At 67.3% G+C, this 14629-nt stretch carries 15 protein-coding genes; 7 read left to right on the forward strand and 8 right to left on the reverse strand.

Annotated features, from left to right (window positions below; translation table 11 throughout):
* Window positions 1-58: 58 nt before the first annotated feature.
* Window positions 59-595, forward strand: coding sequence for an NUDIX hydrolase (locus tag OG555_RS12710; protein WP_329483043.1), 537 nt, complete (start codon window positions 59-61; stop codon window positions 593-595).
* Here the strand turns inward: OG555_RS12710 and OG555_RS12715 are convergent.
* The 3 genes from OG555_RS12715 to OG555_RS12725 are packed head-to-tail and all read right to left on the reverse strand — an operon-like array spanning window position 564 to window position 3115.
* Window positions 564-1769, reverse strand: coding sequence for an MFS transporter (locus tag OG555_RS12715; protein WP_329483044.1), 1206 nt, complete (start codon window positions 1767-1769; stop codon window positions 564-566). The two genes, OG555_RS12710 and OG555_RS12715, sit on opposite strands and share 32 nt — an antisense overlap.
* Window positions 1770-1800: 31 nt before the next feature.
* Complete coding sequence (locus OG555_RS12720; RefSeq protein WP_329483045.1) at window positions 1801-2517, reverse strand: SDR family NAD(P)-dependent oxidoreductase; 717 nt, start codon at window positions 2515-2517, stop codon at window positions 1801-1803.
* A 31-nt stretch (window positions 2518-2548) separates the two neighbouring features.
* The gene (locus OG555_RS12725; RefSeq protein ID WP_329483046.1) at window positions 2549-3115 is read right to left on the reverse strand and encodes a TetR/AcrR family transcriptional regulator; all 567 of its coding nucleotides are present in this window, start codon (window positions 3113-3115) and stop codon (window positions 2549-2551) included.
* Window positions 3116-3237: 122 nt separating this feature from the next.
* Between OG555_RS12725 and OG555_RS12730 the strand changes: the two genes are divergently transcribed.
* The 5 genes from OG555_RS12730 to OG555_RS12750 all read left to right on the forward strand — a co-directional run bounded on the left by OG555_RS12730 (window position 3238) and on the right by OG555_RS12750 (window position 7566).
* Complete coding sequence (locus tag OG555_RS12730) at window positions 3238-4158, forward strand: SDR family NAD(P)-dependent oxidoreductase (protein WP_329483048.1); 921 nt, start codon at window positions 3238-3240, stop codon at window positions 4156-4158.
* A 127-nt stretch (window positions 4159-4285) separates the two neighbouring features.
* Window positions 4286-5416 carry a lipid II:glycine glycyltransferase FemX gene (locus tag OG555_RS12735; protein WP_329483049.1) on the forward strand — a complete coding sequence of 377 codons (1131 nt, stop codon included), beginning with the start codon at window positions 4286-4288 and terminating at the stop codon, window positions 5414-5416.
* A gap of 4 nt (window positions 5417-5420) precedes the next feature.
* Complete coding sequence (locus OG555_RS12740; RefSeq protein WP_329483050.1) at window positions 5421-6422, forward strand: alanine racemase; 1002 nt, start codon at window positions 5421-5423, stop codon at window positions 6420-6422.
* Window positions 6423-6464: 42 nt separating this feature from the next.
* Window positions 6465-7187, forward strand: coding sequence for a methyltransferase domain-containing protein (locus tag OG555_RS12745; RefSeq protein ID WP_329483051.1), 723 nt, complete (start codon window positions 6465-6467; stop codon window positions 7185-7187).
* A 10-nt stretch (window positions 7188-7197) separates the two neighbouring features.
* Window positions 7198-7566 (forward strand): VOC family protein, encoded by a 369-nt coding sequence (locus tag OG555_RS12750; protein ID WP_329483052.1) that lies wholly within the window; start codon window positions 7198-7200, stop codon window positions 7564-7566.
* A gap of 7 nt (window positions 7567-7573) precedes the next feature.
* On the opposite strand, the gene OG555_RS12755 is transcribed toward OG555_RS12750, so the two are convergent.
* Window positions 7574-8731, reverse strand: a complete 1158-nt coding sequence (locus tag OG555_RS12755; protein ID WP_329483053.1) for an NAD-dependent epimerase/dehydratase family protein — start codon at window positions 8729-8731, stop codon at window positions 7574-7576.
* Window positions 8732-8890: 159 nt separating this feature from the next.
* Here OG555_RS12755 and OG555_RS12760 point away from each other — a divergent pair, with 159 nt between their 5' ends.
* On the forward strand, window positions 8891-9370 hold the full coding sequence (locus tag OG555_RS12760; protein ID WP_329483054.1) for a GtrA family protein: 480 nt from the start codon (window positions 8891-8893) through the stop codon (window positions 9368-9370).
* On the opposite strand, the gene OG555_RS12765 is transcribed toward OG555_RS12760, so the two are convergent.
* The 4 genes from OG555_RS12765 to OG555_RS12780 all read right to left on the reverse strand — a co-directional run bounded on the left by OG555_RS12765 (window position 9276) and on the right by OG555_RS12780 (window position 14623).
* Window positions 9276-11489, reverse strand: coding sequence for a glycosyltransferase family 2 protein (locus tag OG555_RS12765; RefSeq protein WP_329483055.1), 2214 nt, complete (start codon window positions 11487-11489; stop codon window positions 9276-9278). The two genes, OG555_RS12760 and OG555_RS12765, sit on opposite strands and share 95 nt — an antisense overlap.
* On the reverse strand, window positions 11486-12385 hold the full coding sequence (locus OG555_RS12770) for an NAD-dependent epimerase/dehydratase family protein (protein ID WP_329483056.1): 900 nt from the start codon (window positions 12383-12385) through the stop codon (window positions 11486-11488). Before OG555_RS12770 ends, OG555_RS12765 begins: the two co-directional genes overlap by 4 nt.
* A 90-nt stretch (window positions 12386-12475) precedes the next feature.
* Window positions 12476-12652, reverse strand: coding sequence for a hypothetical protein (locus OG555_RS12775; protein ID WP_329483057.1), 177 nt, complete (start codon window positions 12650-12652; stop codon window positions 12476-12478).
* 168 nt (window positions 12653-12820) lie between these two features.
* Window positions 12821-14623 (reverse strand): hypothetical protein, encoded by a 1803-nt coding sequence (locus OG555_RS12780; RefSeq protein WP_329483058.1) that lies wholly within the window; start codon window positions 14621-14623, stop codon window positions 12821-12823.
* Window positions 14624-14629: the final 6 nt, after the last annotated feature.

The following is a 14629-nucleotide window of genomic DNA, read 5'->3' on the forward strand; positions in this document are numbered from 1 at the left end:
GGGTCTGGTTCTGAGGGCGCCATGGGGGCGACGGTAGCGCAGGGAGAGAATGGCGCGCATGCAGACCTGGGCCGAGCGGTTCCCCGAGCTCTTCGCGCCGGGCCACTGGGCCTGGGGTGAGGTCGACGTCCGGTACTCGATCGAGAAGCCGGCCGACGAGCTGATCAGCAACGTGCATGTGGTCGGCCGGGCCGACGGCGGTATCGTTGTCTGCAGCAACGACCTGGGCTGGCGCTTCCTACCCGGCGGGACTCGCGAGCCGAACGAAGCCATCGAGCAGCTCGTGCACCGCGAGCTCATCGAGGAGGCCGGCGCCCGGCTGACCGGACCGCTGACCTGGCTCGGCGCTCACCGGGCCGAGCATCGCCGGCCCACGCCGTACCGCCCGCATCTGCCGCACCCGATCTCCTACTGGGCGACCGTCGTCGCGGACGTCGTGATCGACGGACAACCGACCAACCCCGACGACGGCGAGCAGGTGACCGAAGTTCTCGTCCTGCCACCGGACGAGGCCGCCGACTACCTCGACGCCAAGGCCGACGGTGGGGCGATGGGCAGTCAGGTCAGGCTGGCTCAGGCAATGGGACTGGCTTAGCCGACTGCCACGGCAGCACGACGGCACTCAGCAGGCAGGACGCACCCGCGACCCACAGCGCGCCCCGCACACCGATCAGCGCCGCCAGCACACCACCCAGCGCCATGAAGGCAGGCTGCACACACCGCGAGCTGATCGACCATGAGCCGACCACCCGGGCCATGAAGCCGTCCTCGGTCACCTCCATCCGGTACGTCGCGAACGACGGGTTGAAGGCACCGGCGGCCAGCAGCAGGCCGGTCTCGGCCGCAGTGAGCAGCACCAGCCCACTGAAACCGTGCGGTGCCAACGGGAACAGCAGCAGCCAGGGAGCCCGCAGGACGCCGAACACGATGAGCATCCGATGCAGTCCGTGCCGACGGGTGAGGCCAGGCGCCAGCTGGGCTCCCAGCACACCGCCCAGACACGACGCCCCAAGGAACACCCCATAGCTCCAGGGCGCCAGGCCGAGGTCGCGCAGCATGAAGACCGTCAGCAGAGGCATCGTCATCATCACCGGCCCGCCGAACAGTTGCGAGTTCCAGAACAGTGCCCGCAGTCCGCGATGACGCAGGATGTATCGCCACCCGGCGGTGAAGTCCGCCTTCCCATCCCGCCGGACCGGCGCCGGTTCGGGCTGCTGGATCCGCCGGACACCGAGGGCCGACAACAGGAACGACACCGCGTCGACGGCGAGAGTGGCCGTCGCGCCGACCAGGCTGACCAGCGCACCACCGATCGCGGGGCCCACGCTCAGCGTGATCCAGTTGGTCTGCTCGAACCGGCTGTTCGCCTCGGGCCGCCCTTCGGCGGGGACCAGCGCCTTCAAGTGCGCGCCACTCGCCGCCTGGAACGCGATCATCGCAGCGGCCTGGACGGCGCCCACTACGCACAGCTGGAGGTAAGTCAGGGCGTCGAACACCGCCGCGACCGGGACCGAGCCCAGTACGACGAACCGGGCCAGGTCCGCGGTGATCATCACGGGCCGCTTGCGCCGCTGCTCGATGAAGTCACCCAGCGGCAGGCCGAGCACGGCACCGACCGCGGACAACGCGGAAAGCATGGACACCTGGAAGGTGCTGACATCCAGAGCGAGTACTGCGATCAGCGGCAGGGCACCGAGACCGACCGCCGATCCGAAAGCGCTGACAGTGAACGCAACCCACAACCGGTGGAAGTCTCGACCCAAAGACATCCCGCGATCGTAGGAGGCGGCACCGACAGAATCAGCGCAGGTTCAGACCGCCGTCCAGCAGGACGACTTCCCCCGTCAGATAGGTGTTGTGGACGAGTGCCGAGATCAGGTCCGCGACATCCGCGGGCCGTGCCGCGCGGCGCATCGGGCTCGAGGTTTTCCACAGCTCTTGCGCCTCGGTCCACGAGGCGGTGAGGGGCGTGTCGACCAGGCCGGGCGCCACCGCGTTGACTCGCACGGTCGGTCCGAGAGCGGCGGCCAGCAGCTTGGTCACGTGATTGAGTGCGGCTTTCGAGGCGGCGTACGCGACCGAACTGCCCTTCGGCCGGACGCCGGCATGGCTGGTGACGTTGACGATGCATCCGCCCGATTCGGTGAGCGCGGGGAGAGCCGCCGTACACAACAGCCATGGCGCGATCAGGTTGACGTCGAGTAGTCGCCGCCAGTCGTCCGCGGTCAGTCCGTCCAGCTCCGCATGCGGCACCGGCCAGCTGATCCCCGCGTTGTTCACGAGTACGTCGAGCTGCCCATGCTCGGCCAGCACACTCGGGACCAGGGCACTCGCCGCGGCGTCGTCGGAGAGATCGGCCTGGTAATACGACCCACCGAGCTCCGCGGCCAACGCCTCGCCGGCTTCCCGACTGGAACGCGAATGCACCGCTACGGTCATCCCGTCCTTGGCCAATCGCCGCGCTGTCGCCGCACCGATCCCAGAAGCCGACCCTGTCACCAACGCCACTCTCCGCACCGCTCCACCCTAGAAGCTCGGTGGAATCCGCTCAGGCGCGGTAGCGGAGTCCGTCCAGCAACAGGTTGAGCAGACGGTCGGCCTGGTCGCGTTTGGAGCCGGCCGCGAGCGCGACGCCGCTGAGGCTGACCAGGACGTCGTCGGCCGAGACGTCGGGACGAATCTCGCCGGCGGCCGCCCCCGCGTCCAGCAGGCGTTTGATCGCACCGACCAGGAGCTCGAAGCTCTGGGCGTACGGGTTCGCGCCCGACGCCATCACCGCGCGGAGTGCGTCGGCCATGCCGAGCTTGCGGGTCATGTAGTCGACGAAGCGGTCCATCCAGGCCCGGAGCGCCTCGGCCGGCGGCATCTTGTCGAGCAACTCGGGCGCCGCGGCGCAGACCGCGGCGAGCTCGTTCCGGTACGCCGCCTCGATCAGCAGCTCCCGGGTCGGGAAGTGCCGGTACAGCGTGCCGATGCCGACGCCGGCGTCCTTGGCGATCCCCTCCAGCGTCGCCTCCAGACCGCATTTCGAGAATGCGGCCGACGCGGCGACCAGGATCTGGTCGCGGTTGCGCTGGGCGTCCGCGCGCAGCGGGCGCTCGGTGGTGCCCGTCATGTCCCCCTCCTCAAACGCGTCTTCAGACCCTAGCGGACTTGATAACCGGAGGAGCCTCCAGTTAACTGGAATTACCGGAGGATCCTCCGTTTACAGCGTAGCTCGCAGAACAGGACAGCCTGATGAGCAGGATCACCACCCCCTTCACCCATGACTCCACCGCCGCCGAGGTGATCGCCGGCGTCGACCTGACCGGCCGCCGGGCCGTCGTCACCGGCGGCGCGTCCGGGATCGGCGTCGAGACCGCCCGCGCGCTCGCGTCGGCCGGCGCCGAGGTCACCCTCGCCGTCCGCAACACCGCGGTGGGTGAGCGCACCGCGGCCGGCATCATCGAGAGCACCGGCAACAACCACGTCTTCGTCGCGCCGATCGAGCTCGCGGACCGTGCGTCGGTCCGAGCGTTCGCCGCGAGCTGGACCGGCCCGCTGCACATCCTGGTGAACAACGCCGGCGTCATGGCCGAGCCGCTCAACCGCACGCCGGAAGGGTGGGAGCACCAGTTCGCCACCAACCACCTCGGCCACTTCGGCCTGACGCTCGGTTTGTACGACGCACTCGCCGCGGCCGGTGATGCCCGAATCGTCTCGGTCAGCTCCAGCGCGCACCTGCGCTCGGACATCCACTTCGACGACATCCATTTCGACCACCGGCCGTACGAGGCATGGGCGGCGTACGGGCAGTCGAAGACGGCCAACGTGCTGTTCGCCGTCGAGGCGGCCAAGCGCTGGGCGAGTGACGGCATCATCGCCAACGCCCTGATGCCCGGCGGGATCCGGACCGCGTTGCAACGGCACGTTCCTGACGACGTGCAGAAGGCGTGGGACCGCTTCCAGTGGAAGACCGTCGAGCAGGGCGCGTCGACCTCGGTTCTGCTGGCCGCGTCGCCGCTCGTACCCGGCGTCACCGGCCGGTACTTCGAGGACAACAACGAAGCAGTGCCCGCGACGCAAGACGATCCCAGGCACGGCGTCGCGCCGTACGCGCTCGATCCGGAGTCGGCCACTCAGTTGTGGGATCTCTCCGAGAAACTCCTGGCCGGCTGACGGCCGACCTTGAGCACCGATCAACCGTTCTCCGCCCCGGAAAGTGGTTGGTGGGTTCTCAAGGTGGGTTGGATCAGGCACCGGCTCGGCTACGGATAAAGGCTTCGGGCCGGTAACCTGACCGACCGTGAGTGACTTGAGCATCCGGACCATCTCGACCGACGAGCACGCTGCGTACATCGCGGCGCAACCGGCGGCGAGCTTCCTGCAGACCCCTGGCTGGGCCGCGGTGAAGAATGAATGGAAGGCGGAGTCGCTCGGCTGGTACGACGCTTCCAACCCGGGCGAACTGCTCGGCGTGGGACTGGTGCTGTACCGGCAGATGCCGAAGGTGAAGCGCTACCTCGCCTATCTGCCCGAGGGCCCGGTGATCGACTGGGACGCCGTCGACCTCGGTCGGTACCTGCGCCCGCTGGCCGCGCATCTGCAGCAGCGCGGGGCATTCGGCGTACGCATGGGCCCGCCGGTGCCGACGCGGCGGTGGGGCGCGAAGACGATCAAGGACGCGATCGCCGGCGGCCAGCAGCCGAAGCTCGGCGACGTCCGGCCGGATGTGATCGAGCCGTCGGGTGAGATCGTGACCGCGCAGTTGCGCAAGCTCGGCTGGAAGGCGCCGCGGGTCGGTGAAGGATTCGCCGCCGGGCAGCCGCAGTACGTGTTCCAGGTCCCGCTGGCCGGTCGCGGCCAGGACGACCTGCTGAAGGGTATGAACCAGCTGTGGCGGCGCAACATCAAGAAGGCGGAGAAGGCCGGCGTCGAGGTGACGCAGGGTGGTGTCGCGGACCTCAAGGCCTTCCACCAGCTGTACGTCGAGACCGCGGAGCGCGACCACTTCACGCCGCGGCCGCTGCCGTACTTCGAGAAGATGCACACGGCGATGGCGAACCAGCCGGCCGACTGCTGTGACTTCCGGATCTACAACGCCTACCACGAAGGCGACCTGGTCGCATCGACCATCTGGGTCCGGGTGGGCGGTCACTCCTGGTACTCCTACGGGGCCAGCTCGACCAACAAGCGTGACGTCCGTGGATCGAACGCGATCCAGTGGCGGATGATGACGGACGCGCTCGTGGCGGGTGCGTCCGTGTACGACCTACGGGGCATCACCGACACCTTGGACCCGAACGACCCGCATGTCGGGTTGATCCAGTTCAAGGTCGGCACCGGCGGCGAGGCCGTCGAGTACGTCGGTGAGTGGGATCTGCCGTTGAACAAGGCGCTCTACACCGCATTCGACCTCTACATGAGACGGCGTTGACACCATGCCCCTAGTCCTGCACGTCGATTCCGATCGATGGCGTGATCACCTGCGTTCCACGTGGAACCCCGACATCATTCCGGTCGCCAAGGGCAACGGGTACGGGTTCGGCAACCAGCGGCTGCTGGCCGAGTCACGCGCGCTCGGCGCCCGCACGGTCGCGGTCGGGACGTACTTCGAGGTGCCGCCGGACCCGCGCGAGGACATCGTCGTACTCTCGCCGTGGCGGCCGTTCCTGGATGTCCCGCAGAGTAAGAACGTGATCCACACGGTCAGCCGGCTGGCGGACCTGGTCTCGATCCCGGCCGGCAGCCGGGTGCTGATCGAGGTGATGACCTCGATGCGGCGGCACGGCATCGGCGCGCGCGAACTGCGGCACACGATGCTGCTGAACGCGCTCGACCGGATCAAGTTCGAGGGCTGGTCGCTGCACTTCCCGATGGGTGCCGGCGGTACGTCGGCCAACCTGAGGGAAGCGCAGCAGTTGGCGAAGGCGGCGCTCGACGTCCGCAAGGGCACCCTGTGGGTGTCGCACGTACCGTCGCAGAAGCTGGCCGACATCGGTGAGAGCGTGAAGCTGCGGATGGGCACCGGGTTGTGGCTCGGCGACCGTGGTGCGCTGACGGTCCGCGCGACCGTGCTCGACGTGCACTCGGTGCGCCGCGGCGAGCGGGTCGGTTACCGGCAGCGGCGGGTCAGCGGGGACGGTCACATTCTGGTGGTGTCCGGCGGCACGGCCCACGGCGTCGGCCTGGAGGCTCCCACCGCTGCGGCGTCTGTCCGTCAGCGGGCGATCGCCATGGCGAAGGGCAGCCTCGACGCGGCCGGCATGGCGTTGTCGCCGTTCACCATCGAGGGCAAACAGCGCTGGTTCGCCGAGCCGCCGCACATGCAGGCCAGCATGCTGTTCCTGCCGTCGTCGGTGGCACCCCCGGCGGTCGGCGACACCGTCGGCGTCGACGTCCGCTTCACCACCACCAGCTTCGACAAGGTGTCCATGGACTAGTGGTGTTGACTTCAGGTGCACCTGAAGTTGCAGCGTGGTGACATGGGCTTTCTGGAACGGATCGAGGAGCGGCCCGGAGCAGCGGAGCTCCGGGCGGAGTCGTACCGGTTGCTCGGACTGAAGCGGGGCGGCACCTGCGTGGATGTCGCCTGCGGGGCCGGGCACGCGGTCGCCGAACTGGCGGCCAAAGGGCTGAAGGTGACCGGCGTGGACACCGACCCCGAAGCGATCGAGTCGGCGCAGGTCAGGGCGCCCGGGGCAATGTTTCACGTGGCACGGTCCGATGACCTGCCGATCGAGGACGAGTCGATGGACGGCTACCGGGCCGTCCGGCTCTTCCACCTGCTCGAGGACCCGGTCCCGACCGTGGCCGAGGCGTGGCGGGTGCTCCGGCCCGGTGGACGAATCGTGCTCGGCGGGCAGGACTACGGCTTCCTGCTCGTGGACAGCTCCGACCAGGACCTGACCGACGTCGTCCTGCTCGGCCTGGAGTCGCGGTCGGTGTCGCCGCGTGCGGCGCGCAGCCTGCGTGACCTCCTCCTCGACACCGGGTTCCGTGACGTCGAGGTCATCGTACGCACGGAGGTCGTGACGGATCACGGCCTGATGGCTGCTCAGCTCGAGCGCGCGGCGGCGGCCGCGGTCGACAAGGCCCTGATCACCCAGGAGGATGCCGAGGCCTGGCTCACCGAGCAAGCTGACCGGGGACGGCGGGACCGGTTCCTCGCCGCCATCCCGACGTTGCTTGTCGGTGGCCGCCGTTAACGTTCCGGGCATGAACGAGAAGATTCCGTTGAAAGGCGTCGTACTGGACGCGCCGGACGCGCGGGAGTTGGCGCGGTTCTACTGCCGGCTGCTCGGCTGGGACCTGGGCGACGACGAAGCGGACTGGGCGACCGTGATCGGCCCCGACGGCAGCACCAAGTTGTCGTTCCAGGGTGAGCCCGCCTATCAGACGCCGACCTGGCCGAGTACCGCGGAGAAACAGCAGATGCAGCTGCATCTCGACTTCCAGGTCACCGACCTCGAGTCGGGACACCGGCGCGCGATCGACGCCGGGGCACGGCTGATGGACTTCCAGCCGCTACCCAACGTCCGCATCTACGCCGACCCGGTCGGCCACATCTTCTGCTTCTTCGTCTAGGGCGTGTCTACCGCTGTTTGAGGTGGCCCTTCCAGCGGACGGTCGGGAGGAGGGCGGCCGGGTCGACGCGGTCCTTGTTCGCCGAGACGATGTCGAACATCGAGTCGATCAGGGTGTCCGACAGCAGGTGCGGCTGCAGGCCGAGGCCGACCAGGCCGGTGTGCTTGACGTGGTAGTAGTGCTCGGCCTGCTCGACCCGCGGGTTCTCCAGGTGCTCGACCTGGACCGGGCCGGGGAAGCACTCCGCGACCTTCTCCGCGATCTGGGCGACCGAGTAGCTCTCGGTCATCTGATTGAAGACCCGGAACTCGCCGGCGTCGGCCGGGTTCTCGACCGCGAGCCGGATGCACTCGACGGTGTCCCGGATGTCCAGCAGGCCGCGGGTCTGGCCGCCGGCGCCGTAGACGGTCAGTGGCTCACCGAGCACGGCCTGGATGACGAACCGGTTGAGCACGGTGCCGAAGACGGCGTCGTAGTCGAACCGCGTCGCCAGCCGCGCGTCCCGCACGGTCTGGTCCGTCTGCTGCCCGTAGACCACGCCCTGGTTGAGATCGGTGACGCGCAGTCCCCAGACCCGGCAGCCGAACTCGAGGTTGTGCGAGTCGTGCACCTTGCTCAGGTGGTAGAACGAGCCCGGCTTCTTCGGGTAGAGCATCCGGTCCTTGCGGCCGTTGTGCTCGACCTCCAGCCAGCCTTCCTCGATGTCGATGTTCGGCGTGCCGTACTCGCCCATCGTGCCGAGCTTGACCAGGTGGATGTCCGGGTTCGTCTCGGCGATGGCGTACATCAGGTTCAGCGTGCCGACCACGTTGTTGTGCTGTGTGTAGACGGCGTGCTCGCGATCGATCATCGAGTACGGCGCCGCCCGCTGCTCGGCAAAGTGCACGATCGCGTCCGGCTGGAACTCCTCGAGCACCTGGTAGACGAAGCCCGCGTCCAGCAGGTCGCCGACGTACGACGTGATCCGCCGGCCGGAGACCTCCTCCCAGGCGGCCACCCGGGCGTCGAGGTCCTGGATCGGCACCAGGCTCTGCACGCCCAGCTCGCGGTCGTAGCCGCGGCGGGCGAAGTTGTCGAGAACGGCCGTCTCGTGGCCATGGTCGGACAGATGCAGCGCGGTCGGCCACCCTAAGTAACCGTCACCGCCCAGAACTAGTACGCGCACGGCTCGGCCGCCTTCCGATGGGACGTTGGCTGTCACTATTCCTTCCTATCCCGAGTAACCGCTCCCCTAACGTGACCAGCCCCACTCAGAACCTGGCAATTGGCTGTGAATCTCGGTCGACCTGCCCAGAGCTGGTGTGGAGGTGCAGAATAGGCCGCAATGCGTGCACTCACCAAGGTCCGGAGCAGACTCGGCCCGCGCCGGAGCCGATTGTTGCTCTGGGCGAGGTACTCGGCGTCTTCCGTAGTCGCCGTCGTGGTCAGCCAGGTCGCGTTCGCGCTCTGTTACTGGCTCGGGGCCCCGGCCGTCGTGGCGACCCTGGTCGCCTGGCTGGCCGGTGCGGTGCCGAACTACCTGCTGAGCCGCCGCTGGGCCTGGGGCCGCCAGGGTCAGCTGTTGCCGTACGCAATGATCGTGATCGGCTCGGCGGTCACCGCCGCACTGGTCACCACGGCGACCGATCACCTGGTCCAGGGGATCGATTCGCACGCTTGGAAGACCGTACTGGTCACCGGCTCCTACTTCGGCACGTACGGCGTGCTGTTCATCCTGAAGTTCGTGCTGTTCGATCGACTGGTGTTCGCCAAGCCCGCCGCCGTCGCCGACCCTGTCCCAGAGCGTATTCCCTCAGCCAGGTAGTGGTCATCACCCGCCCGTAGTTCGCGCCGTACACCAGGCCCGGACCCTTCTTGCTGGTCCCGTCGCCCCGGCGGCGCATCGTCATCGGCAGTTCCACCACGCGCGCGCCGAGAGCGAGTGCTCCGAGCAACAACTCCGACGACTGGTACTGCGGCTCCCGCAAGGTCACCGCGGTCGCCAGCTCCGCGCGCAGCGCGCGGAACCCGAACGACGTGTCCGTGAGCTTCCGCCGGGTCAGGATCGACGCCAGTACGGCGAACACCCGGACGCCGACCCATCGCAACCGGCTGTCCGCGTCTTCCGCTCCGAGCCGCCGCGATCCGGTGACGAAGTCGGCCTCGTCGTCCAGGATCGGCTTGAGGAGTACGTCGAGCTCGTCGTTGTCGTACTGGCCGTCCGCATCGGTGGTCACGACGTACCGGGCCCCGCCCTCGGCAGCGAGGTGATATCCGAGCCGGAGTGCCGCACCCTGACCGCGGTTGCTCGGGGCAACACACACGAAAGCCCCGTGCTTGCGGGCGATCTCGGCAGTGTCGTCGGTGGACCCGTCCACGACGACCAGGACGTCGACCGGCAGGCCAGCGCAGGTGCGCGGCATGTTCGTGAGCACCGCGCCGATCCCGCCGGCCTCGTTGTACGCCGCGATCACCACGACGACCGGCGCAAAGTCGGGCTTCCCGAAGTCCTTCACAGCAAGGGAATCCACGGCATCCGGGTAGTCCGCCATCGGCGGACGCGCCTGGTCCTTGCCCAACAGCGCCCGCAGCCCGATGGCTCCCGCCAGCGGGAAGAACACGAGGGCCGGCAACTGATAGCGCCAGGAGAACTCGAACGCCGCCGATCCCAGCAGCAGGATCACACCAGCCGCAGCGGGTAGCAGTGCAGCCGATCGGAGGCCGGACGTCTTCGCGCGGCCCAGTCCGGCCACTGCGGCCAGAGCGATCAGCACGCAGAGACCGAGCAGGCTGCCGGACGTGTAGCCGCCGTGCAGCTGGTACGCGCGCAGGATCTCGGCCGGCACGTGGTCGACGTGCGGCTCCGACCCGCCCCACCTCACCGCAGCTTTGGCGGTGTTGGGGTCCTGCAGGTTCGGATACGTGAGCTGGAACTGCCAGCGGTCCAGCGGTACGTCGTCCGGCGACGTGGTCCGCGTCGGCGCGAAGCCCTTGGCGAAGTCCTTCAGCGCGGCCCAGGTGACATCGAGCGGTTGATGCCGGATGACAAGCCGGGCGAACTCGGTAGCCAGTTGCCGCTTGGTGGTGCCGGGCGGCAACGGTCCAGGCCAGTTCGGATCGCCATAGTGATTGTGAGCGTACTTGTCCACGCCGAGGCGCTGTCCGAGCGGCTCCTTGGGACAGAACAGCCTGGTGCCTTCGTTGAGCGGCAGCTTGGCGCAGTTGGCTACCACTGCGGTCCGTCCGTAGAGCACCTGATTTTCAGCCCCGGTGAAACCCCACCGGCCCGTGTCCGCGTGGTAGTAGATCGCATAGGCCCCGAAAACGACAGCGAACCCCGCTATGGCTGCGGCCGTACGTCGTACGAGATCGAGGCGGCGCTTGCGCCAGGCGTTGCCGACGACAATCAGGTAGAGCACGACGGCGACGAGCAGGACCAGGCCGATCGCGCGGACCGTGAACGCGGCACCGATCAGGACGCCGACCAGCGCTGCACGCTTCCAACCGGGCGAACCGCGGCCGAGGAGCAACCAGAGGATCGCCACCAGCAGTACGTCGAAGGTGGTCTCGGCCATGATGTTCTGCTCGATCTGCACCTGGTAGGCGTCGAGCAGGATCGGTGCGGCCGCCAGCGCGGCCAGCCAGCGGTAGACGGTCAGCCGACGGGCCAGTGCGTAGATCGCCACGCCCAGCAGCAGTCCGACCACATGCTGCACGATCACTACGAAGGTGAGGCCGCCGATCCAGACCATGGGACGCAGTACGAAGTCGTAACCGATCGGGTTGAGCTGGTCGGGGCTCAACTTGCCCATGTTGTTGAGGTACTGCACCGAGTCCGTGTAGACGATCGCCGGGCGATACGCGATCGTCGCCAGGACGCGCAGCACTATGCCCGCCACCAGGAAGACGGCGAGCAGCCAATGCGTTCTGAGCAGCCTCTTCACTGTGCGCGGAAGTACTGCCACGTGCGGTCTAGCCCATCCTCCAGCGACACCGTCGGCGCGTAGCCGAGGTCGTTGGTGATGTCGACGACGACCGCCGGCATCTCACCGGCCGGCGCCTCGATGTGCTCGGCCGGAACCTCGTGACCGGTCACGGTACGCACGGTGTCGATCATCTCGAGCACCGACACCGACCGACCCGATCCGATGATCGCGCGGCCGTCGTACCTGGTGTCCAGTGCGAGCAGTACGCCGTTCACCACATCGTCGATGAACACCAGGTCCCGCCGCTGCTTCCCGTCGCCGTACACGCGGACGCCGGTCCCGGTCAGCGCGGCCCGCATCATCCGCGGCACGAAGCTGTCCTTGTGTGACATGCCCGGGCCATAGACGTTGGTGAACCGCAGTGCGGCGGTGGCCATCCCATAACTGCCGGAGTACGCCGACAGCAGCATCTCGCACGCCGCCTTGGTCGCGCCGTACGGCGTGAGGGGCCGCAACGGGAGGTCCGCGGTGATGGTCGCCGTACCGACGTCACCGACCACAGCGTTGGTCGAGGCGAGCACGAAGCGATCCACTCCACTGCCCCGGGACAGCTCGAGCAGCACCTGAGTGATCGTCACGTTCTGCGCGAAGGTCTGCATCGGTGCGTCCACGGACCGCAACACCGAGGTGAGTGCGGCCAGGTGGACGACGGCGGTCGGACGGGTCTCGAAGGCCGAGATGCAGACCTCCTGCTCGGCCAGATCACCGGTCACCACGTGGACACCCTCGTCCCACGACGGGTCCGGCGGCTCCCGATCCACAGCGGTCACCGCGACCCCACGCTCCCGCAAGGCCGCCACCACGGCCCGCCCGATGAACCCGGCCGCACCGGTGACCAGCACACGTTCGTCCATGGCCCTCAACCTACCGCTCACAGACCAACTACAAGACACCAGCGAACGGTGCGCGACGAACCCTTGACCCGGGGTGATCAGACAGTGGGATCACCTGGCGTGCCCGGGCACGGGCTCGTTCGGATACAACTGCTGCCACAACCACACGAGGAACTCGTCGTCGGTGTCCCATTCGTCGTACTCCGCCGCCGTGCTGATTGCGGCTGGGTGCAGGCCTTCGCGATCCCCCTGTAACAGTTGCACGAACTCCTTCTTGAAGGTCGCCATCTCGATATCGTCGGGTCTCTTGGCAGCAGCCCGACGAACGAGCGCGTCGAAGTTCTCATGGCGAACCTCCGGGTGATAATAGGTATCGACTACAACCAAGAACGTCGCAAACGGTCCAGTGTTGTCGTGAAGCCAATACTTCGCAATTCGAGGCATATCGATCCGATCTCAGCTGTCATCATCTACGGGTGGATTTACGAACATGGTACTGACTTCGTACCTCCCGAGGATTGGGTTGACCTTGAATCGGAGCTCAATACTTCCACCTTCGAATGTTCGGATCCGCTCGGCCTCTGGCTCCGGGATACCTGCCGGATCACGCCCTTCAGTACGAGCCTTGATCCATTCAGCGCGGAGCTTGCCAGATTCGGGCCATTCGCCCGCCAAGCGGTAACCGGAGCAATATTCATGGCCATGGCTCCCCAGAACCTCCGAGATTGGAATCTCCACCGGAGCAACATAGATATCACCATCGGGTGGGGTGTTCAGCGCCCGTTGCACCGTTGGATGCTCGATGGCACCGGCGAAGGCGGCTACGAAGGCCATCGCGTCGTGAATCCGGGTGGCTTCCGCTCCGCAATAATGCCGCTTTCCAGGGTTCAGACCATCTACACCTGCCTCGCGCTTGACGGCATCCAACTGCGCGGGATCCTGAAGGAACGCCACTCGGTCCGCATAGAGTTTGTCATCGCCCATCGGGCCGTGGCGGAGGTGAGCATGGCCGTTACCTTGGTCTATCGAAACAAAGATGCGCTGCACCTCTCGCGAAGAGTCGGCCACTGGCTTGAGCCAGGGGCGTTCGTCAGCATTCTTGATGATGTACTCGGCTGCGCCTTGGTACTCGAGCTCGCGCCTGGCATTCGGGCCCAATGCGTCGCTCGTGTCGTCAGCGTCTGCCCGGGCGAACTCTGGCAGGGAGCAGCGCGGCAGACTTCCGAGCTCTGAATTCCAATGCTTGTCTCGGGCCACGAGGATCTCCCGTAGCTCAAGCCCACCGTCAGTCCCCGAGCCGTCGTCGTTGTCGTTGACCGCGGCAGCTTCTCCGTCACTCGACCGCATGTCTTGAGCCCGCGTTGGCTCAACAGCGCCCGAGGCTGCGGAGCTGTCGTCAGGATCGATAGACGACCCGGTGCCTTCGATCGACATGTCCGGACCAGCTGAGGACTGATCTCCCTCGACTGCATCTGGTACGGCGTCCTCATCCGCGGCAGAAGGGATCGAAGTATCTGTAGCGCTCGGCGTGTGGTTCCCGTCGCCGATAGGAGAGACGACCTCTGGTTGCTCACGTTGGTGGCCAGGACCTGGACCATCTGCAGGCCCAGCCGGGTCCCTCTCGACACCTGACGGCTGCGGTGTCGGCACCGCAGTATCGACCAGGTGCGTATCGGCAGATGCTGCGTTGTTGGTTGTCCCGTGGCCATCGGTGCCTTCTTGTTCCCGCTGGTCAGGCTCGTCAGGCGTGTTCTCCGGTGACTCGGACATGGCAGGTCGGAAGTCGTCCAGTCGCTGCCGAGGCTTGGGGCCTTCGTCAGGCGCGGACGCCGAACCGGCATCGGCCGGACTAGTCTCGTAAGACGAGGGACTGCTGGCTTCGGATGGCGAGTCCGCGGGCGGGAGGTATTCCAGGCGGGCGAAGGTGTCGTCCCGCATCATGCGGGCGCGCAGGCCGTCGGATGGGCCGTGGGACGTCTCCGCGCGATCGTTGTCGGCCGGCGCGGAGGTCGACGGTTTGGTGTCGCCGCCGTGGCGGTTCGGCGGTTCGCTGGTCTGAGAGGCCGCCTCGTCGGCCGGCAGGTACTCAAGCCGAGCGAAGGTGTCGTCGCGCATCATCCGAGCACGGAGATCAGAGGACTGCTCGGCTCGGGCCGGCTCCTGATGCTCGGACTCGCTGCGGCCGTCGTCGGTCGATGGTTGCTCGGGGTGCGAAACGACCTCCGCCGCGTCAGGCGTACGCCGGCGATATGCGTCCATACCGGC

This window comes from Kribbella sp. NBC_01484 (genome assembly GCF_036227145.1).
Lineage (GTDB): Bacteria > Actinomycetota > Actinomycetes > Propionibacteriales > Kribbellaceae > Kribbella.

Coding starts and splice junctions, on each gene's coding strand:
- OG555_RS12780 (WP_329483058.1), bottom strand. CDS start 14,623: ATGGACGCATATCGCCGGCGTACGCCTGACGCGGCGGAGGTCGTTTCG.
- OG555_RS12775 (WP_329483057.1), bottom strand. CDS start 12,652: ATGGCGACCTTCAAGAAGGAGTTCGTGCAACTGTTACAGGGGGATCGC.
- OG555_RS12710 (WP_329483043.1), top strand. CDS start 59: ATGCAGACCTGGGCCGAGCGGTTCCCCGAGCTCTTCGCGCCGGGCCAC.
- OG555_RS12770 (WP_329483056.1), bottom strand. CDS start 12,385: ATGGACGAACGTGTGCTGGTCACCGGTGCGGCCGGGTTCATCGGGCGG.
- OG555_RS12745 (WP_329483051.1), top strand. CDS start 6,465: ATGGGCTTTCTGGAACGGATCGAGGAGCGGCCCGGAGCAGCGGAGCTC.
- OG555_RS12725 (WP_329483046.1), bottom strand. CDS start 3,115: ATGACGGGCACCACCGAGCGCCCGCTGCGCGCGGACGCCCAGCGCAAC.
- OG555_RS12750 (WP_329483052.1), top strand. CDS start 7,198: ATGAACGAGAAGATTCCGTTGAAAGGCGTCGTACTGGACGCGCCGGAC.
- OG555_RS12740 (WP_329483050.1), top strand. CDS start 5,421: ATGCCCCTAGTCCTGCACGTCGATTCCGATCGATGGCGTGATCACCTG.
- OG555_RS12715 (WP_329483044.1), bottom strand. CDS start 1,769: ATGTCTTTGGGTCGAGACTTCCACCGGTTGTGGGTTGCGTTCACTGTC.
- OG555_RS12730 (WP_329483048.1), top strand. CDS start 3,238: ATGAGCAGGATCACCACCCCCTTCACCCATGACTCCACCGCCGCCGAG.
- OG555_RS12760 (WP_329483054.1), top strand. CDS start 8,891: ATGCGTGCACTCACCAAGGTCCGGAGCAGACTCGGCCCGCGCCGGAGC.